Source organism: Pseudomonas brassicacearum subsp. neoaurantiaca, from assembly GCF_013608025.1.
In the GTDB taxonomy this organism is placed as follows: Bacteria; Pseudomonadota; Gammaproteobacteria; order Pseudomonadales; family Pseudomonadaceae; genus Aquipseudomonas.
Window position 1 is genome coordinate 1 of record NZ_VDLV01000064.1, and the last position, 19272, is coordinate 19272.

Annotated in this window: 20 protein-coding genes and 1 tRNA gene; 8 read left to right on the forward strand and 13 right to left on the reverse strand. The window is 58.8% G+C overall.

The features are described 5' to 3' along the window. Both FHK92_RS26285 and FHK92_RS26290 read right to left on the reverse strand, forming a co-directional pair. Nucleotides 1-3287 (reverse strand): DUF6531 domain-containing protein (locus FHK92_RS26285; RefSeq protein WP_181290701.1); only part of this gene is annotated, 3287 nt, incomplete at its 3' end. Further along, nucleotides 3287-4033: a DUF4123 domain-containing protein gene (locus tag FHK92_RS26290; protein ID WP_181290702.1), complete on the reverse strand. Its 747-nt coding sequence runs from the start codon at nt 4031-4033 to the stop codon at nt 3287-3289. The genes FHK92_RS26290 and FHK92_RS26285, both read right to left, overlap by 1 nt. Before the next feature lie 390 nt (nt 4034-4423). Here FHK92_RS26290 and FHK92_RS26295 point away from each other — a divergent pair, with 390 nt between their 5' ends. The 4 genes from FHK92_RS26295 to FHK92_RS26310 all read left to right on the forward strand — a co-directional run bounded on the left by FHK92_RS26295 (nt 4424) and on the right by FHK92_RS26310 (nt 6627). Continuing rightward, nucleotides 4424-5170, forward strand: coding sequence for a 2OG-Fe dioxygenase family protein (locus FHK92_RS26295; protein ID WP_181290703.1), 747 nt, complete (start codon nt 4424-4426; stop codon nt 5168-5170). Nucleotides 5171-5243: 73 nt separating this feature from the next. After that, complete coding sequence (locus FHK92_RS26300; RefSeq protein ID WP_030141512.1) at nt 5244-5621, forward strand: GNAT family N-acetyltransferase; 378 nt, start codon at nt 5244-5246, stop codon at nt 5619-5621. Then, the gene (locus FHK92_RS26305; protein WP_181290705.1) at nt 5618-6331 is read left to right on the forward strand and encodes an AzlC family ABC transporter permease; all 714 of its coding nucleotides are present in this window, start codon (nt 5618-5620) and stop codon (nt 6329-6331) included. The genes FHK92_RS26300 and FHK92_RS26305 overlap by 4 nt, the downstream gene beginning before the upstream one ends. After that, nucleotides 6310-6627 (forward strand): AzlD domain-containing protein, encoded by a 318-nt coding sequence (locus tag FHK92_RS26310; protein ID WP_030141510.1) that lies wholly within the window; start codon nt 6310-6312, stop codon nt 6625-6627. The genes FHK92_RS26305 and FHK92_RS26310 overlap by 22 nt, the downstream gene beginning before the upstream one ends. Here FHK92_RS26310 and FHK92_RS26315 read toward each other — a convergent pair. After that, nucleotides 6544-7467 carry a LysR family transcriptional regulator gene (locus FHK92_RS26315; RefSeq protein WP_181290706.1) on the reverse strand — a complete coding sequence of 308 codons (924 nt, stop codon included), beginning with the start codon at nt 7465-7467 and terminating at the stop codon, nt 6544-6546. The genes FHK92_RS26310 and FHK92_RS26315 overlap by 84 nt on opposite strands. A 326-nt stretch (nt 7468-7793) precedes the next feature. On the opposite strand from FHK92_RS26315, the gene FHK92_RS26320 reads away from it, so the two are divergent. Together FHK92_RS26320 and FHK92_RS26325 are read left to right on the forward strand one after the other, a co-directional pair. Then, nucleotides 7794-8204 (forward strand): MbcA/ParS/Xre antitoxin family protein, encoded by a 411-nt coding sequence (locus FHK92_RS26320; RefSeq protein WP_181290707.1) that lies wholly within the window; start codon nt 7794-7796, stop codon nt 8202-8204. Beyond that, the gene (locus tag FHK92_RS26325) at nt 8204-8881 is read left to right on the forward strand and encodes an RES family NAD+ phosphorylase (protein WP_181290708.1); all 678 of its coding nucleotides are present in this window, start codon (nt 8204-8206) and stop codon (nt 8879-8881) included. Before FHK92_RS26320 ends, FHK92_RS26325 begins: the two co-directional genes overlap by 1 nt. 84 nt (nt 8882-8965) lie before the next feature. On the opposite strand, the gene FHK92_RS26330 is transcribed toward FHK92_RS26325, so the two are convergent. Together FHK92_RS26330 and FHK92_RS26335 are read right to left on the reverse strand one after the other, a co-directional pair. After that, nucleotides 8966-10573 (reverse strand): methyl-accepting chemotaxis protein, encoded by a 1608-nt coding sequence (locus tag FHK92_RS26330; protein ID WP_181290709.1) that lies wholly within the window; start codon nt 10571-10573, stop codon nt 8966-8968. Nucleotides 10574-10751: 178 nt separating this feature from the next. Continuing rightward, nucleotides 10752-11708 (reverse strand): LysR family transcriptional regulator, encoded by a 957-nt coding sequence (locus tag FHK92_RS26335; RefSeq protein WP_181290710.1) that lies wholly within the window; start codon nt 11706-11708, stop codon nt 10752-10754. A gap of 97 nt (nt 11709-11805) precedes the next feature. Here FHK92_RS26335 and FHK92_RS26340 point away from each other — a divergent pair, with 97 nt between their 5' ends. Further along, nucleotides 11806-12552: an SDR family oxidoreductase gene (locus FHK92_RS26340; RefSeq protein WP_309109620.1), complete on the forward strand. Its 747-nt coding sequence runs from the start codon at nt 11806-11808 to the stop codon at nt 12550-12552. Nucleotides 12553-12662: 110 nt separating this feature from the next. Here the strand turns inward: FHK92_RS26340 and FHK92_RS26345 are convergent, their stop codons facing one another. After that, complete coding sequence (locus tag FHK92_RS26345; protein WP_181290711.1) at nt 12663-12941, reverse strand: DUF3077 domain-containing protein; 279 nt, start codon at nt 12939-12941, stop codon at nt 12663-12665. Nucleotides 12942-13772: 831 nt separating this feature from the next. Between FHK92_RS26345 and FHK92_RS26350 the strand changes: the two genes are divergently transcribed. After that, a complete protein-coding gene (locus FHK92_RS26350; RefSeq protein ID WP_181290712.1) occupies nt 13773-14000 on the forward strand; it encodes a CopG family transcriptional regulator in 228 nt (75 codons plus the stop codon). A 159-nt stretch (nt 14001-14159) separates the two neighbouring features. Here FHK92_RS26350 and FHK92_RS26355 read toward each other — a convergent pair whose 3' ends face one another. From FHK92_RS26355 to FHK92_RS26385, 7 genes are all read right to left on the reverse strand, one after another. Further along, complete coding sequence (locus tag FHK92_RS26355) at nt 14160-14543, reverse strand: hypothetical protein (protein WP_181290713.1); 384 nt, start codon at nt 14541-14543, stop codon at nt 14160-14162. A gap of 2 nt (nt 14544-14545) precedes the next feature. Continuing rightward, nucleotides 14546-15040, reverse strand: a complete 495-nt coding sequence (locus FHK92_RS26360) for a Panacea domain-containing protein (RefSeq protein ID WP_181290714.1) — start codon at nt 15038-15040, stop codon at nt 14546-14548. Between the two features lie 299 nt (nt 15041-15339). Continuing rightward, nucleotides 15340-15415, reverse strand: a tRNA-Thr gene (locus FHK92_RS26365). A gap of 418 nt (nt 15416-15833) precedes the next feature. Beyond that, a complete protein-coding gene (locus FHK92_RS26370) occupies nt 15834-17066 on the reverse strand; it encodes a methyltransferase (protein ID WP_181290715.1) in 1233 nt (410 codons plus the stop codon). Continuing rightward, nucleotides 17047-17736 carry an ABC transporter permease gene (locus FHK92_RS26375; RefSeq protein WP_181290716.1) on the reverse strand — a complete coding sequence of 230 codons (690 nt, stop codon included), beginning with the start codon at nt 17734-17736 and terminating at the stop codon, nt 17047-17049. Before FHK92_RS26375 ends, FHK92_RS26370 begins: the two co-directional genes overlap by 20 nt. Beyond that, nucleotides 17733-18428 carry an ABC transporter permease gene (locus FHK92_RS26380; protein ID WP_181290717.1) on the reverse strand — a complete coding sequence of 232 codons (696 nt, stop codon included), beginning with the start codon at nt 18426-18428 and terminating at the stop codon, nt 17733-17735. The genes FHK92_RS26375 and FHK92_RS26380 overlap by 4 nt, the downstream gene beginning before the upstream one ends. A gap of 78 nt (nt 18429-18506) precedes the next feature. Next, complete coding sequence (locus FHK92_RS26385) at nt 18507-19262, reverse strand: ABC transporter substrate-binding protein (protein WP_030141496.1); 756 nt, start codon at nt 19260-19262, stop codon at nt 18507-18509. Between the last annotated feature and the right edge of the window lie 10 nt (nt 19263-19272).

Below are 19272 nucleotides of genomic sequence, written 5' to 3' on the forward strand. Positions count from 1 at the left end.
CCGCCCTTGAAACGGTGTTCGGTCAGGCAGGTGCCGTTGAGGTCGATGGCGATCAGCGCGCCACCGCGGGCGTGGCGGTAGTCGAGGGTGCTGCGGTCGGGCAGTCGGCAGTGAATCAAGCGACCGACGCTGTCGTAGCGATAACGCAGGGTCGCCCAGCCCTGGTGTTCGGCAACTAAACGGTCCTGGTTGTCGTATTCGTAGGCCAGCGGCCAATGCCCGTCGTCGACGCTGACCAACCGCCCAAGGGCGTCGTAGCGGTAGTCGATGGTTGTGCCGTCTGGCAAGGTCTTGCGCAGCAGGCGACCGGCGCTGTCGCGCTGATAGGCGGTGATCAGTTGGCTGCCATCGGCGCCAAACTCGGTCTTTTCCAGCAGGTGACCGTTGAGGTCGTAGGCATAACCGGTGCGCTGGCCGTCGAAGCCGGTTTCCTGTCGGATCAGTCCGTTGGGCGTGTAGTCCAGCCGATAGTGTTCGCCGGATTCGTTCTCGATGTCCGTCAGCAACAGCCGCGCCGAGTCGTAGCGATATTTCAGTTCGCTGCCGTCGGGGTTGAGGCGACGGCTGATCAGGTGCAAATCGTCGGCGTATTCGTAGCGGGTGGTGCGGCCCAGTTCATCCCGCTCGGCGATGACCTTGCCGTAGGCGTTGTAGCTCCAGGCGCGGGTGGCGCCACCGGGCAAGGTGGTTTGCAGCAAGCGGCCCACGGCGTCCCATTGGTAATGGGTGGTGGCGCCGTGTTCGTCCTGGCGGCTGGCCTGCCGGCCGAGCGTGTCGTAGGTGTATAGAAGCTGACTGCCGTCGGGCAGGCCTTCTTCAACCAATTGACCGAGGTTGTTCCAGGCCAATGAGTGAGAGCTACCGTCGGGGTGGCTGATGAGCCTCAGGCGCCCCTGGTCGCTGTAGTGGTAGTAGGTAATGTTTCCGTCAGGATCGATCTGCCGGGTTATGTCGCCCTGCCGATTGCGGCGGTATTTCCAGCTGGCTTTGCCGCGATGTACATCGCTCACGAAGCCGTTGATGTGTTCGTAGACGACCGCTTCGTCTTCCGGCGGGATGACGGCTGTCAGCAAACCGTCCTCGTCGTAGCGGTATTCGGTCACGGCGCCCAGCGGATCTTTTTCTGCGATCAGCTGGCCTTTTTCGTTATAGGCCTTGCGATGCTGCGCGCCGTCCGGATCGGTCTTGCTGATGAGCCGGGCCTTGTCGTCGTGGGTATAGACCTCCACGCTGCCGTCGCCATGGGTCACGGTGACGCTGCCCTTATCGTCCCAGGCATACCTCGCATGCATTTGCGAGAAACTGGCCCAGTGACGAACGCAACGGGCCTGCTTTCCTTCGTTTTCCCATTCCCAGAAAAAACTGGCGCCACCGGCTAGCTGTCGCTCGATGATGACGTGTTGCTCGTCGTAGCGATAACGCTCGGTCTCCCCGCTGGCGTTGGTCGCCTCGACCAGACGATGCTGGGCGTCATAGTGGTAGGTGACCAGCGTCTGGACGGTCGTCCAGCGCCGTTCCAGCAAGTTCTGAGCATCAAGTTGTTGGTAATCGACCGCGACGATGCGACTGCCGTTGTAGCGCAAGAGCAGCCCGCGCCCGGCACCGTTGTCCAGGCGCTTGATCTTCCCAAGCACGTCGCGGGTAACGCGCAGCCTGTTGCCATAGCTGTCGCTGATGGCAACCAAGCTCGCGCCATCGTTGTGCAGATGAAAGTGATAGAACGAGGGCCGTTGGCCTGCTTGAGCCACGATCAGCTCGTTGGGGACGTCACCCAGATAAATAGCCGCACGGGATAGACTGTTGGTAATTGCTGGACGCTGCTTGGTCGGGCGCGGAAAGGGAATGGAACGATTTTCATGATCGGTCCAAACGACTTCTTCACCGGTGATTTCAAGCCGATGGGCCAGCGCGTGGCTCCAGCCGTAACCCAGGCCGCAGTCGATTTCCACTGCGCTGGTTCGGTAGAGGCGAGTCCACTCGAATGGCAACAGGCCGTCGAGTTGGCCATCGTTGAGCGTCAACAACTCTTCGCCGCTCACCATCGAGACCGGGCATTTGTCGGTGCAGGTACGGGCGGCGGGCTCGGCGCTCTTGCCGGTCGGCGTCGTCGCCTGCTTCGAAGCATCGTCGACCGTCTTGCCAGCGGCGATCCTGGCGTTCCTCTTGCCGTCGATGCGCAGCTCGACCGCGCCTTTTTTCATGGGCGCCGCCGTGCCCCGCACCGCAACCGGAATGTACTTGGCGACGTACCCCATGAAGCCGTCGATGATGGCAAACACTGACTCTACGAAACCGATCACCGCCTTGAGGATGATTTCCCCGTATTTTTTCAACCGTGCCGCGAGATAGATGACTCCGGTGCCCTCTGCCACCACGGTCAGGACAATTGCCAGCACAATGTCGATCACGATTCCCATGACCGCGGCGGTGGTCATCCTTGCGGTATCGCCGACCGTTTGCATCGGCGGCAGGCTTGCCAGCCAGATCAACGCACAGCGCATCATCAGGAAGAGCGCAGCCTCGTCGCTGGCCAGCAGCATGGCCTTTTTCATGACCTCGGGTGTTTGTCTGGCGACTTCTATGAGGCGATCAGCCCCTCCGCCCAGCTCATCCATGAACTTCGCCGGGTTTTTCAGCATTTCCAGCACCAGGCTGATGCCGTCCCACACCCCCTTGATGGCTTCCCAGCCGCCTTCGAGGATGCCGCTGCCCACCGCCATGGCCGTGCCGGATAAAGACAGGCTCGACCATTGCTGCCTGTGCCCTGCCGGGCCTTCCCATTTATTGCGCAGGAATTTTTCCAGCTCGCCCGTCAGCCTGTCATAAGTGCTGAACAACGCGTCGATCTGGGCGGGCGTGACTTTGCTGTGCACGCGTATCTGGTAGTACTTTCCGGGTACACCGTCGGTCCAGCTGGCCTTTCCCTGGGCGTCGAGCCTGACCTTGCTGGTGGCCCCACTGTCGACGTCGACGATTTCAAGCTCGATGTCGCCGATCGGGATGTCATAGACCGACTCGAATTTGCTCTCGATCAGCAACGGCCCCTTCAGCGGACACCGCGCTACATTCGAGTTGAATTCGCCGTCAGTCATGGCCACGGTTTTTTGGCTGTCACCGACCTTGATGACGCGCTCCATGCCCGTGAGCGAAGGCAAGTCGTTGAGTCTGCTGACATCATCGGCCCACTGTGAATACCAGGCTTGGGTCTGCTCTTGATAGCGCTTCAAACTGTCTTTGAATGTCGCAAGTTCCTCATCGACGAAAGCAATGTGATCCGTTGCGGACATCAACATTGCTCCAGGATCAGCTCGTTCAGTAGGGTTGCCTGCAGTGTTTCCTGAACCTTTGCACGGCTTACGCAGCGGCTGACTTTCAATCTCAGATTGTCCGTGGGCCAAGCGCTATAAAGATCCAGGCGCTCCTCCTCAAGCCACTGCATCAGGCCGTCCACCCGTGCCGAGGGGTTCTGCTCCGCCAGTGCGTCCGACAGCTCCTTCGGCACCTCCCACCACGGCCAATCCTTGACCGCCGGAACCTTTCTCGCAGGGTTCTCCAAGCATTTGCCGTTGATCAAATAACGCTCAAACACCGGCAACATATCCCCGGCGGCTTCACCGAGGTGTTCGAGGATCGGATGGATGAAGCGCCCATCCCAGAACCGGAAGAAGACCTCACTGCTGTCCGGCATCTTCACTTGCGTGAGGCTGCGCAGGTGCGCCAACACTTCTTTCGGATCACACCGGGAAACGGCCAGCCAGCCCCAGTCGAGGCTGTCGGTTTCGGCAATCCAGGACAGGAATGCCGAGCCGGGGTCGAGTTCGGTCACGTAGGGCATCACGGCTTGCCAAGTGGCGTAGGGGGTGTCGCTCCAGACGGGTTGCAACGGATGGAGCGGGACCGAAGTGCGAAGGGCTTGCAGCGCATCGGCCTCGCTCGCCGCACTGATGATCAGATAAAGGTGCTCGTTTTCCTGCAATGGCTGTTGCGCCAGCCATGTCCTGGGGTCGAGTGGTATGAACGTCGGGGTGGCCATTGGGCTCTCCTTGCCGAAGGTGCGAGGCCGGGGATTGCCCCGGTGAGGGCCGCACATCTATCAAGGAATGAGCCAGGTTTCAGGAAGGCCCGTGAACAGCCGGGCTGAAGCGTTTTTTGGATGTTTGAAGGCAAGTCGTGCGGGGCGAAAACGCCTAGTAAATTGCGCAGTGCTGCGTCACTTCTTGCGCAGTTAGGACAAAAACGAAATTCGCCGTCGCTCACTGCAAAAATGACGTCGCAAACGCGTCTTTCCGTGCAAAAAAGTCGTACTGACGAAACTTTTTGTACCGTTTCAAGTACGGCTTGAAATGCTTCAAATACTTTCTCATGGACGCAAATCCTGCACCTACTAGATTAGTCCGCTCAATGCAGTGGAGACCTTTGAAAAATGATCGTTCTGAACAGGGAAGTGGGCGAAGCGCTACGACGAGACAAATACGTCAACGTCCGCGGTGGAGACTTCAATCTCTACGGTCATTTCGGCGACTTTGTCCGGCTGACCAAAAGCTGGGAAAACATGGAGCCCGACAGTTATTACGGCCAGGCCGAGTCAGGCATGCGTTTTCGCCGCTACAGCGACTTCGAATACAACCCCGCGACCCGTGAACTCAAGCAGCTCGAACACCGGGCCTACGTCCAGTCCAAGGCCAACAACAGCTATGTCGGCGGATTGGAGCGGCACTTCCAGGACTTTTCCAATGAAGTGATCAACTCGCCAGTGATGCGCAGCCTGATCGACACGGACTTCGAGGTGTACAAGAACGTCCTGCCGCCGGAGTTGCACGATGAAGTCTGGCAGTGCCAGATCCATCAGATCCGCATCGAGATCAAGCCGGGCAAGCAATTGGAAATCACCCCCGAAGGCATCCATTGCGATGGCTACCCGTTCAGCGGCGTGCACTTCTGGGGCCGCAACAATGTGGCAGGCGCCGAAAGTCGTTTGTACAGCGCTCAGGAAGAGCAACTGGCGGCAACCACTTACGAGGATATCCTCGATACGACATTCTTCCTCGACCGCGACATGCGCCACTATGTGACCCCTGCCCGCAATGTCCATAGTCATGAGATGGCGTTCAGGCAGATTCTGGCGATCTCCTTTTCGCGGCCCGGGACCGCTTTCGACATTGTTCGCTGAGCAGCTCGAGCCCTTGGATGATTCGGTGCAACAAGTGCTGTTGCGCCGGGCCATGGTCAGGGATGCCGAACGACTGGAGCAGTTCTTTCGCGGTTTTGACGAAGTGTCATTCTGCGAGTGGCAGGATGCCCGGTTCTTGCGTGGGGTGTTGTTGCAGGAAACCACGACCGCCTACATGGCCTTCGATGCCCAGGGTGAAGTCGTGGGTGCGGTGATCGGCGGTATGCTCGGCACGCGCGGAACGATCAACCACCTGGCCGTCAGCCCCAGGCACCGAACCCAGGGCCTCGGGCAGCGCCTGGTGGAAGCGGCATCGGCCGACATGAAACGGGTAGGCGTGCTGCGCATGTTCCTGTTTGTCGACGAAAGCAACCTGGCCGGCAAGCGTTTCTGGGCTGCCCAGGGGTTCTGCGAGCCCCGGGGCGAAATCACTTTCGAGAGGGATTTATGAACAAGACTTCCAGCCAGCCGCTGGCGGTCGAACCACAAGCCTCACGAACCTTTGCTGAAGCCAGTCCGGTGGTAGCAGGTTATTTCACGGTTTCGTTTGTGTTCGGTCTGATGGCAGTCAACGCCGGGTTGCCCTTGTGGCTCCCGGTCGCGATGTGCCTGTTCGTGTACGCTGGCGCTTCGCAATTCGCGGCGCTGGCGTTGATTTCCAGCGGCGCGTCGTTGACCACCATCGTGTTGACCACGTTTCTGATCAATGCCCGTCACATGCTGATGTCGGTCTACATGGCCAAGGCACTGCGTGCGCTGGGGCTTAGTCGTTTCGAGCGCTGGTGCTATGCGGTGGGGCTGACGGACGAGTCGTTCGCCTTTCACAGCGTCAAGCTAGGCAGCGGCGCGCCGGTCAGTGTGCGGTACCTGATCGGTTTCAACCTGTTTTGCCATACGTCCTGGGTGCTCGGCGGTTTGCTGGGCGCTGTTTGCGCCCAATATGCGGCGCACCTGATCAAATATCAGCTCGACTACGCCCTGACCGCCATGATGCTTTATGTACTGGTTTCGTTGTGCAACACGCGCAACAAACTGATCGCGGCGATGGCGGCAGTCATCTGCATGGGTGCGCTGAGCCTGGTGGGCAGTTCGCCGTTCAATGTATTCATCGCCACGTTCGTTGGCTGCGGGGTAGGCGTATGCCTGACCAAACGTTCCTGATCCTGGCCGTTGCCCTGATGATGGCCGTGACCTTCCTGCCACGGGCCCTGCCGCTGCAGGTCAATACCGAAAACTGGCCACCCTTCGTCGCCCGTGCGCTGGAATATCTGCCGGTGGCGATCGTCGCCGCGATCAGCCTGACGCCGCTGTTGATCAAGGATCAGCACATCCAGCTCGACCGCCCCGAATTTTATGCCGCGATTCCGACCCTGCTATGTGCGTATTTCAGCCGCAACCTGTTTCTCAGTGTAGCGGTGGGCACGGCGGCGTATATCGCGCTCGGCTCGTTCCTGTAGCGTCAGGTCGACCACGTCGTGCAACGCCTGGTCGGAAAGTTCGGGATTGTTCACCGCCAGGCGGACTTCAAGGAAGTCCTCGAAATCCGGGAAAATAGCCAGGCCGTTGCGAAGCGCCGCGTCGCGGGACACAAGCCCCAAGCCATCGAGCTGGGTGATCAGCGACAGCGTCAGCGTTTCGCTGCAGGAATAAACCATTCGCTGGCTTGGCCCATATTCGCCGAGACCCGCGTCGAGAAAGCGAAGAAAGCTGTGGGAATAAGGACATTCCTGCGCAGGACGCACCTGGAATTTGTCGCCCAGCAGACCCAGGGAATCGTCTTCGTCACCACAGTGGGCGCCAACCACCTGCACCTGTACATCCGGCATCGGAATGCTGGAAAAACCGCTCTGTTGTCCGATCAGGATCGCCAGGTCAAAGTCTTCGTTCTTGAGTTTGCTCAGGTTCTCCATCGATTCGGCGTAGCTGAATTCCAATTGGTAATGAGGAAAGACAGCGATCAGGCGATCGATCATCCGTCGGTTGAACTCGCCAGGCAGGGTGGTATTGAGCGCCACTTTCAGGCTGCGTTGCCTGGGCGTCTTGAGCGCCGTGACTTTCTCTTCCAATTGTCGAGTGGCCGCCAGGACCTGGTCCATGAAGGGCGTCAGTTCCGAGCCTTGGCTCGTCAACGTCAGGCCTTTGTTCGAGCGTCGGAACAACCTGAACCCGAACTGCTCCTCGACCTTGTTCAACTGCGCCGCCAATGCCTGCACCGTAAGGCACGACTGCTCCGCCGCCGCCGACAACGAACCGGTCTGAACGATGCGCATGAGGTTACGTAAGGTTCTGCTATCCATGAGGTAATGCCCTCTGCTCAAGTGGGCTCGCTATTTGTTGTGCACCCGGCCCGGGCCCGGCGGTGCGATGGTGGCTATCATCAAGCACCTTGCCACGGTTGTCGCGGTTTTGTAGCGAAAAGCGCCGGCAGGCGATAACTGGAGCTTAAGTGGGATTTCAGCTTTTTGCTGGTTTGGCTTGCAGGTCGGTCTTATCAAAACAATCACGCCGAGATGAATGAGCCGTTACAGGTCTTTTATTTGTCCGCTTGCGAATTAAAACTTAAATTTTATCCATATGTGTACTACTCTCTAGGCAACAGTCAGCAACAAGGGAGCCAAGACTCATGGCGATTTCCTCCGTCAGCCTCAACGCACAGCAACAATTGGACTCCCCGGATGCGGGTCGAGTCGCGTTGAAGTTTTTCTTCAAGCTCATGGAGCTGTGGGGTTGCAGCGTCGAGCAGCAGCGAACTTTGTTGGGCAAAGTAGGAAACACGACCTTCTACAAGTACAAACAATTGCCCGATAACATCAGGCTGCCGCGAGACACCCTCGAGCGCATTTCCTATCTCATGGGAATACACAAAGCGTTGAGCATCATCTTCAGTAACAGCCGGGACCGTGCGTATCAATGGGTCAGCAGTCCTAACACTGCTGCGCCGTTCAATGGCCAGTCGGCGTTGTCCTATATGCTCGCGGGTCGGGTAGTAGATATCGCCGATGTGCGGCGATACCTCGATGGAGTGCGCGGCTAATGACGCCACCTTTGGCGGACCCGCAATGGAAACGGGCCTATCGGATCGTCAACAGCAGTTTTCCGCCGATCACGTTGTTCGAAGATGTGCTCGATCCTGAAGACTTGCCAACAGCCTATGCCCTGGAAGCATTGACCAACGACCGGCTCATGGAAGAAGCCGGCGTGCTCTCCCGGGTGCGTCCCGAAGACCGCGTCTCCGGGCCGGGCTCCTCACCGGTGATGGCTGCATTTACCCACATCGGCAAAAGCAGCCGCTTCAGCGATGGCACTTTCGGCGTCTATTACGCCGCCAGCAGCCAGGAAGCCGCAATTGCCGAGACGTGTTATCACCAGGCCCGGTTCCTGGGGGCTACCAACGAACCGGATCTGGAACTGACGATGCGCACCTACGTCAACCAGGTCGTCAAACCCCTGCACGACATCCGTCACGATTATCCACATCTGCACAACCCCGACCCCGCCGCCTATGGCCCGTCGCAGGTGTTCGCCCGGGACCTGCGTGAAACCTTGTCATGGGGCCTGCTGTACAACAGCGTCCGCCTGCCCGGTCACGAATGTGTGGCCGCGTTCCGCCCGCCGGCGGTGTCGATCCCGGTGCAGGGCAAGCATATTCGGTATGTCTGGAGCGCCCAGAAGCGGGAGATTTCGTTTGTGTTCGAGGTGAGTCAGGTGTGAGCGAGTCAGCAACGCACCTCACTTCGCCAATAGCCCGTGGCGAGGGAGCTTGCTCCCGCTGGGCTGCGTAGCAGCCCCCGGCTGTCAAATCTTGAACTGCTGCACCGAAGCCTGCATCGAACCCGCCGCGTCGTTCAACTGATCCGCCGTTTGCGTCAGGTTGTGAATCGAACGGGTGTTCTCGCGGGATTGCTCGGCAATCGACTCCACCCGCTGGGCCATCTCATCACTGGCTTTGGATTGCTCGGCAATGGTCTGGGAAATTTCTTCCACCACCTCGGCCGCATGTCGGGCGCCGGTGCGGATTTCGCTGATGGACACCCCGGCCTGCTGCGCCAGGTTGACGCCTTCGTCCACGCGGCTGACGCATGCCTGCATGTTCGCTACCGCGTCCCGGGCGCTGGACTGGATGCGTTCGATCATCGCAGTGATTTCCTGGGTGGACTGCGTCGTGCGCGCCGCCAGGTTGCGCACTTCGTCGGCCACTACCGCAAAACCACGCCCCGCCTCGCCGGCGCGGGCGGCCTCGATGGCAGCGTTGAGTGCCAGTAGATTGGTCTGTTCGGCGATGCTCTTGATCACCTGGATGATGGAATGAATGTCCTCGGATGACGCGTCCAACGCCGTGATCTTGCTGGACGATTGGTTGACCACCTCGGCGATCCGGTTCATGCCTTCGACCACCCCGAGAATCACCTGGCCGCCGCTACTCGCCAAGTGCTCGGATTGCGCCGAGATAGTCCGGGCGCTGTCGGCGTGCTGATGGATCTGGCTGATGTTTGCCATCATCTGCTCCATGCTCGCCGCCATGCTGGTCGCGCTCTGGGCCTGCTGATCGGCGCTGGACACGATCTGCCGCGCCGTATCGCCCAGGTTCTGGGACGTGCCGTGCAACTCATCGCTCTGGCTGCGGATCGTGGCGATCATCTTCCGCAGGTTGCTCTGCATCTGTTCGATGACGCCCTGCAATTGACCCAGCTCATCCTTGCTTTGGGCACCCATGGAACGCTGCAAATCGCCTTGGGAAATCGCCTGGGTATTTAGGATGATCTTGTTGAGTGGCGTGAGCACGGCCTTGAGCAGGCTCCATGACAACAGCGCCAGGGCGACACAGGTCGCCAGCAAGGTCACGATCAGCCAGCGTTCCGAGGTTTGAATGCTGCTGTCCTGATATTCGCGGGATGACTGCGCCTGGTTTTCGATCAGTTCGCTGACGGCCTCGTTGCGTTCTTCCAGCGCTGAGAATGCGCTGTCGAACTCTGCCCGCAGCGCATGGGCATCCTGGGCGCCGCCCAGCGCCTTGCCGATGATCTGCTTGGCTTTATCGATGTAAGTTTCGACCTGGGGTTTGAGCTCGCCAATCGCCTTGGCGACATCCCCCGGCAACTTCGCTTCGGCATTCTCGGCGATGACCTTGCGCATCCGCTGCGTATGCTCATCGAACCCCTCCAGCACTTCTTTCCCCGCCTGCGCATCCCCCGGTGCCACCAACAGGGCGGCCAGCACATCGGCACGAATGGCGTCGTGCATCATGTCCGCCTCCATGTGCTTGCGCATGGCCGAAATACTGGTTTCGTTCTGCACCAGCGCCTCGGTCATGGAGTGATAACCCCACAGCCCGATTCCACCAAGCAGCAGCGCAAAAGAAAGACTGACCAACCCCGAGCCTATGACCTTGGTGCGGATCTTCATTGCTAACTGCTCCTGGAGCGAGATGTCTGGGCAAGTGTAGTCGAGCGCCAGCAGAGCCTTGGGATAGTCCGGACTCATATCTGAAGCTATCGGCGGAGGAAAGGATTAGATGAGCTTGTGGCGAGGGAGCTTGCTCCCGCTGGACTGCGAAGCAGTCCCTTTTTCGGAAGCAAGCCTTTTAGAGTGGGTTCAGAGTGCCCTTTGCAACGATCTCATCCCACACGGTAGGAGTGGGAAATAGCTCATTCAGAAAACCCACGAATGCCTTGACGTTCGGGCTTCCCCGGCGACTTTCCGGCCATAACGCCGTAATGGAGGAGCGGTCGACGGCAAATTGTGGAAACAACGGCGTCAGTTCACCCCGGGCGACATAGGGCGCCGCGACATAGGTCGGTGAAATGCCAATGCCACCGCCCGCGGCGAGCACCGCAGCCACTGCATCGCTGGCGTCGATGACGATGGGGGCGTCGGGCGCGATCTCCACCAGTCTGTCTTCCACGTGGAATGGCCAACGCAACGCTTGCCCCGAGCTCTGATAGCGAAAATTCACGCAATCGTGATCGGCTAGGTCGCTCAGTTCCAACGGCGTGCCGCGTTTGGCCAGATAGGCTGGCGAGGCAAAAGCGCAAATTCGATGCGGTCCCAGCGTGCGAGAGATAAGCCGCGAGTCGGCCAGGTTGCCCACGCGCACGGCCACATCGATGCCTTGCTCGACGATATCGGCAAACTGATCGCCCAAGCGCAGGTCGATGGCGAGCTTGGGGTAGCGCTCCCGAAACCTGGGAATTGCCGGCGCCAGAATGTTCAGCCCGATAGGCGGTGGCGCTGTCACTTTCAAGGTGCCGGAGGGCTCGGCGCGCGAGGCCACCGCGGCCTGCTCGATGTCTTCCACCTCCCGCAAAATCCGCAGCGCCCGTTCGTACAGATCCCTGCCTTCGACGGTCAGGGTCAGCGAGCGAGTGGTGCGGCTGAACAGACTCAGTCCGAAATGCTGCTCCAGCCGCTGCACGCTCTTGCTGATGGCAGACGGCGACACCGACAAATCGCGCGCCGCAGCGGTATAGCTGCCCAAAGAGGCGGCGCGGGCAAAGGCAATGAGACCGGTCAGGCGGTCCAACCCTATTTGTTCCTTCATGGCATTAGTAAAGCGACTTGCACCCCAATTATCAACGTTGGCTCGGATCTTTAATCTTTGCCCATCGACGCAATCCAGGCGACCAAGGAGATAGACCGTGAGCCATTCATTTACCCAACCATTGCCCGCCCAACTGCAGGACCGCACCGTAGTGATATTCGGCGGCACCTCCGGCATCGGTCTTGCCGCCGCGATTCAAGCCAAGGCCGCCGGCGCATCCGTCATCGTGATCGGTTCCAACGCCGAGCGCGCCGAGCAAGCCGCCCTGGAACATGGCCTCGCCGGCTGGCGCGCCGCCGACGTCACCCAAAGCGAAGCCATCTACGCCGCGTTGGCGGACATCCCGCACGTGGACCACCTGGTTCTGTTCGCCGGCACATTCGTGGCAGGCAAAGTGCTCTACGCAGAAATCGACTACCTGCGCCGGGCGTTTGAAGAGCGCATGTGGGCCTCCATCCATGTGATCCGCGCGTTCGGGGATCGCTTGTCCAAGGATGGCTCCATCACGTTTATTTCTGGCTGCTTGGCCGATCGACCCAATGCCCATGGCACCGCTGTAATCGCTGCAGCCTCGGCTGCAATGGAAGCATTGGCCCGTGGCCTGGCCTTGGAATTGGCGCCCATCCGCGTCAACACCCTGTCTCCAGGCCCAATCGATACGCCTATCTTCAGCAAAGCCCTGGGCGAGGGGCGCGATGCGTACGTTCGCGCATGGGAACAAGTGCTGCCGCTGCATCGCGTAGGCACTGCCGCTGAAGCAGGCGCGGCTACGGTTTTCTTGATGACTAACACGTTCATGAACGGCGCCACGCTGAACATCGATGGCGGCGCTCGGTTGGTCTGACTCAAACCCGTGGCGAGGGAGCTTGCTCCCGCTGGGCTGCAAAGCAGCCCCTCTTTATCCGCTCAAGCCAATGCTGCCCCGTTCAGCAAGCAGCATTGGACTCGCTACCCTTACGCCGGATTACCCCCCGGCGCCTCCAGCACCTTCACCACGTCATCAATGACGGCCTTGCTCATATCCTGCAAATAATACGAAGCCCAGGCATACCGATCCGTACCGCGAATCATCGCCGCTTCCTCGGCGAGGACCTTGGCGACGTGAAGCAGGTCGGAAGCGTGGGACAGGGCTTCGCCGATGGGGATGCCGCCGTTGACGCGGAATAGCGGGCGGTCGGAGTGGTAGGAGAAGGGGGTTAGGCCTGGGGTTTTGAGGTCTTTGGGATGGGTCATTGCGCACCTCCGATCGCCAATTGACGGTGGGTGGCTGGCAAAGTGATAAAGCGAGACTGCAGCAGATCCATGGCGTGCATCGATGAGCTCCCATATCAGATGAGAGCTGCCACGTTCGTTCTCAGGCGAATGGGTGGCAGCTGTGCGCAGGCTGAGAAACCGGAGATACAGGAACCCGGCAGACCCGAAGGTCTCCCACGCACAGCCGCCATTACACGGAATGCGGACATAAAAAAACGCCGCAAAACGTGGTTCGGGCGCTGTAGCGCCTGCATCGTACTCGGGTTCTCAGGCCCGGTCGCTGAATTGGCAGCGACGGTAGGAGAGTAGCGGGCGATTGGGTTGGGTGCAATCGTGGCGCGATGCTGGCGGGGGGCGGTTTAGGTTATTTTGTGGATGGGTAATAGTTAGCGTCTTGGCCGATGTAGCTGCCTATACGACACGCGCGAAAACACGCGTTCAGAGGAAAATTCCAATGGATGATAGATACAAGCAATTTCAGCAGGACGTGCTTGAGGCTGCGCGTCAAACGGGGCGAGGGTCCTCGCAGGTTGTATCCGACCAGGATCAGTTAACGTCCCAGGCCGTCCTGACGAGCGAGGATGATGTGGCTTTGATCTGTAAGGTACGAGAGCGGCTTGCTGGCCCACAACCAGTTAAAGTTTCAATGGATGATCTATGACCCAGAGCTCGGTAGGGGGGCGGAAATGGTGCAGTCGGAAGGATACTGATTATAAGTAATCATGAAGACGGTGCTTGCTGTCGTCGCAACTCTCCAATCAAGCACAGAAAAGCGTGCCGGCCCGAAAACTTTCATCATTGGGAGGGATCATGACCGAAATATCTCTAAACCTGCCGGAACATCCTTCGGACTCTCCTGCTGATCTGCCTAGGAGAGATGGAGTCGACAATCACATCCTTCGTGACTGCACCGAGTATGAGAAGGCTTTGGCAGCGCAGATTGAAATGGTGGTAGACGAGGCTGATCAAGGAATGTTCGCCTCCAATGATCTGGTTGCGGCGATGCGCGCCCGACGCTGGGAGACGAATGTGGCTTGAGCGAGTGGTTTGGGGGAAGTGGATCGGGCTCAAGCACAATCTTTTTACCGCTAGAATAAAACGCGGATTTATCTACTATTTTGGTGGGGTCTGCCCTTGGTACGGATCTTAGCTATAAATAAATCTGCCCCCTTTGTCAGAGCCGCGCCGGGGCTAAATCTATTCCGACTTGCCAGCGGTGCGGGCACCGAAGAGGAAGCCTACGATCATGGTTGTGACGCTATACAACCATTTGCGAGCATCGACTAATTCAACGCTTTGTGTCGGCAAAAAACTCAAGGCGACCAAAACGAAACAAAGAACTAGAAGAAGCCCGGCGATGTTTGTGGGGGCTGAGGCACTCGACCCCCACAGTTTGCCGAGCTGTCCGAGGTTTTGCTGAGCGTGCAGAAGCTTATAGCGCTCTGCGTCTTCAGAATAAAACCTGTCCTCGTCCTGCGCCGAGGCAGCCCCCGGTTTGGGAACACCTTCAGCTTTCGGATCAACAACTAACTTATCAACGCTCTCTGGTACGCGCGCGGGCAACCCGCCGTCAGCACTCAAGGTCAGACCTGAGGCTGCTGAGACTTGGCAACCGCAGCGCCAAACCATCCAACGATACGATCGAACGGGATGTCCATTCCCTTGACGCCTGGGTTTTCATTCCATGTCTGATCCCAAGGAGTACCACTGGCATGCGTCATTTCGGATAACGCGATCCCGGTGTATTTGCCGTAGCTGTTCCACACATTGCTGAGAAACGCGCGGACGTTAGGATCGGCAGGAATAGGAACCTCATACACGCCAGTAAACGTCGCTTCGGTCGCCTTCGTCTTGATATAGCCGGACCCATAGTGACGGAACTCGCGATACAGCGACGGAATAACCGGGCCGTATTGCCACGCTTCAACAGTCTCATCGATAAGAGGCTGGTGGGTGTTGCCTGCATACCAACCGTGCGCGTAATACACGAGTTTTTGCAGTTTCATTGGGGTGATCTTTTCCCCATTCGCCGCTGCCAGGTCGAGGAAGTAATTAGCGATCGATTTTGGGCTGTACATATAAAGCTCCTCCAGATGCACTGGCTGATGGCGCTGTCGCCTGATCCTTTGGTGACATAGTGACCCTAGCTCAGGCGGCGCAGTATGCCACCTAATATTCGGGCCTACCACATAAATCGGGGCAGAGTAAAGTTTTGCAATGCTGTATTTATACACAGTATTTAGGCAGCGTACAGCATTTGCGATCAGGCAGCGTTGCCTGATATTGGGTTAGCTTAATCGGAAGGAATTTTACGTCGAATTTTACGTATTTCAGAAACAACAAAGCCCCCGCATTTCTGCGAGGGCTTCGTTTTGTATGGTGCCGGCACCAGGAGTCGAACCCGGGACCTACTGATTACAAGTCAGTTGCTCTACCAACTGAGCTATACCGGCGTGTGGGCGACGATTATAGCGATTGGGAAGGTTCTGTAAACCCCTGAATTCTGACTATTTTTAGACAAGCAGCAGTTTCGGTGGATGAGCCCTATACAGCGGGGCGCGTAGGGCTTGGCAGCGTGCGGCTGCGCGACTTCCTGTGGGGCGAGCCAAATTGCTTGAAGATCGGGGCGCAAAGGCAACCAGACCCATGCGTTATGCCGGTTTGCTCAGCCGCTTATGCACAATCGAAAGGAAGCTGCGAGGGATATCTTTCTGTTTTGTGACCGCTTTCCCGTTTGCTCGCAAGCTGCTGTTTTCATGGTTTTTTATCCATGTGAACAAAAAATGACCAGCTAGGATTCATTCCAGAAATCGCGGTTTTCTTGGATCCAGCTTTATTTCATCAACAGAGTTATCCACAGGCTGTTTCGCCTCAGCGGCGTTCGGCCAGCAACAGCAGATTGCGCGGTGTCAGAGGCGTCTCGCAGAAAGTACCAAGGCGGACGTCGTAGCCGTTCTGAGTGAGGAATAGCGCCCGATCCAAGACCAGCCAAAGCTCTAAGGGCCGTCGGAAAAGGCCTCGCACCAATTCCAGGTTACGCACTTCGGCCAAACGCTGATGGCCTGCTGCTTCCAGGGCGGCCCAATCAGGCGTGCCGACTGTGGATAAGTCTTTCAGGGCCGCGAGATCGGTGCAGTATTGGGCGAAGGATTTTTCCAGCCAGGCGCTGGGCAGGGAAGGAGTGGGAAGGTAGTCGTCGTGCCCTCTGACTTGCCGTTGCAGCAGGTCGAAGCCCAGGCGCCAGGCCATGGATTGGTCACGTTGTTTTCTTACACGAGCGCCAGCGGTTACGGTTTCGGTCAGCGGTAGGCTTAGATCATCGAGCGACAGGTGTAGGGCAGAACCTTTGGCGGGGTCGGACAGAGGCTGATATTCCGAGGTGCTGATGCGGTTGTAGCAGCATGGCGCTATGGCCAGTTGTGCACAGCCCGCACGGCTAGCCAGGTGCATCAAGCGTACATGCAGATCGCCGCAAGCATGCAGGGCTACAGGTGTGTGTTCGGATTGAAGCGCCTGGTCTGCGTCCGCCGCCAACACGTCTTGTTGCAGGTGTGTGGCGGGCAGATGATGGCGTTGGCTCAGCAACTGGCCGCTGGCGACCAAGGCAGGGTCGTATTCCAGGCAGGTCAGTTGCTGCCCATCATGCAGCAGCCTCCGACCGAGGTGGCCTTTGCCGGCGCACCAATCGAGCCAATGGGTCGGTTGGGTGGTGAAGCGCAGGCGGCTGGCGAAGGCTTCTATCTGCTGCCATTTGCGCCCGGGTACATCGACGTTGAGGCGATGGCTTGGTGCTTCCAATACACGGGCTGGCAATTCTGCGACAGCGCTCAGTGTGCGGGAGACGGTGGCCAATTTCGGAAACGGTGCTGGCACGTCTTCCATCAACCCCGGCTGATGATGGTCGTTTTCCGCCGCTTCCAGCGAGCGCTGGCGTAGCCATCGGGCCAATTCCGGGTGGGATATTTCCCAGGGCAACTGCAGATGAGTGAACGGCCGTGGTTTCCACAGCGCTTGATGCGTTGTGAGAAAAACGTCCAGCGCCGTGAAGCGGGCGAGCAATGCTTCGCCCGTCAGCACGCTGCTGTCAGCGTCCTTGGCAGGCATCGACGCGTAACCAGCGCTCCAGCTGCTTGAAGCCTTGCACCAGCAGGAAGGACATCAGCAGGTAGAACATGCCGGCCGCGAAGAAGATTTCCACCGGCAGGTAGGTCCGGGCAATGATGGTGCGGGCCATGCCGGTGAGCTCCAGCAGGGTCACGGTGCTCGCCAGGGCGCTGGCCTTGAGCATCAGGATCACTTCGTTGCTGTAGGCCGGCAGGCCGATGCGCGCGGCGCGGGGCAGCATGATGTAGAACAGCGCCTTGGGTCGCGACATGCCGAGAGCCCGTGCGGCTTCGATCTCGCCGCGCGGGATGGCCTGGATGGCGCCGCGCAGGATTTCGGCGATATAGGCGGCGGTGTGTAGGGTCATGGTGGCCGTGGTGCACCAGAACGGATCCCGCAGATATGGCCACAGCGCGCTGCTGCGCACGGCATCGAACTGTGCCAGCCCGTAATAGACCAGGAACAACTGGACCAACAGCGGCGTGCCACGGAAAAAGAAGATGTAGGCGTAGGGCAACGCCCGCACGTACCACAACCGAGATGAACGAGCGATGCCCAATGGGATCGCCAGCAGCAAACCGGCGATCACGGCGATGGCCACCAGCTCCAGGGTCAACGTGGCGCCCTGGGCCAGTTTCGGCAGCCATTTGATGATGACTTCCCAGTTCATTGGGTGCTCCTGGCAAAGCCGCGGGCGGCGCGTTGTTCCAGCAGGTGCATGCCGATCATGGCGAACACCGTCAGGCCCAGGTACATAAGCGCGGCGACCATATAAAAGGTGAACGGTTGCTTGGAGATGGTCACGCCGATTTGCGCGTGACGCATGATTTCTTCCAGGCCGATCACCGAGACCAGTGCGGTGTCCTTCATGAGGATCATGAACAGGTTGCCCAGGCCGGGCAGGGCGATGCGCCACATCTGCGGCAGGATCAACCGGGTAAAGATCCGCCATTTCGACAGGCCCAACGCGACACCGGCTTCACGATGGCCCTTGGGTATCGCCAGGATCGCACCGCGAAACACTTCCGTCGCGTAGGCGCCAAAGCACAGGCCAAGGGCGATGACGCCGGCGGCGAAGGCGTTGAGGGCGAGGTCGGGGTTGCCGAAATACTCACCCAGGGCACGCATCAAATTGACGGTGCCGAAATAGATCAACAGCACCCAGAGCAATTCCGGAATACCGCGAACCAGTGTCGAATAGGTGCCGCCAAGCCATTGCAGCGGCTTGTACGGGGAGGTCTTGGCCAGGGCGCCGAGCAGGCCGAGCACGAGCCCCAGGCAAAGGGCCGACAGGGCCAACTTGACCGTCATCAGCGCGCCGGCGGCAAGCGCCGGGCCGAATCCGTAGAGGTCGATCATCATGGGTATTTGTTCATATCGCGGCAGGCTTGGCTAAGGACCGGCGCCGCGCAGGAGCGGGCGCCGGCTGGCACGTCAGTATCAATAGATGCTGAACGGGAAATACTTGTCGTTGATCTTTTTATAGGTGCCGTCGGCAACGATTTCCTTGAGCGCGGCGTTCAGCTTGTTACGCAGTTCGTTGTCACCCTTGCGCACGGCGATGGCGATCTTGTCGCCCTCCACCACCGGATCACCCTTGAACTCGTAGGCACGACCCGCATCGGTTTTCAGCCAGTCGTAGTTCACGTATTTGTCCGCCAGGATGGCGTCGAGGCGGCCGGAGGTCAGGTCCAGATAGGCATTTTCCTGGGTGTCATAGAGCTTGACGGTAATATCGCTGCCCAGTTCGTCTTCCAGCCAGGTGCCGGCGAGGGTCGAGCGCTGTGCGCCGATGATCTTGCCTTTGAGGGATTCTTTATCGGTTTTGAATTCGACGTTTTTCGGCGCAATGAATTGCAGTTTGTTGGAGTAGTACGGGTCGGTGAAATCCACGGCTTGCTTGCGTTCATCGTTGACCGACAGCGAAGAAATCAGGAAATCGAACTTCTTGGCCATCAAGGCCGGAATGATGCCGTCCCAGTCGGACGTGACCACTTCGCACTCGACCTTCATCTTGGCGCACAGCGCGTCACCAATGTCTTTGTCGAAGCCCACGACTTGGCCGCTGGCGTCCTTGTTGTTGAACGGCGGGTAGGCCGCTTCGATGCCCATTTTCAGTTTGTCGGCCGCCATGGCGCTGGCCGAGAAGACCAGGCTGGCGGCAGCAGCCAATAAAAATTTCCTGTAGGTCTGCATAGGTACTGCT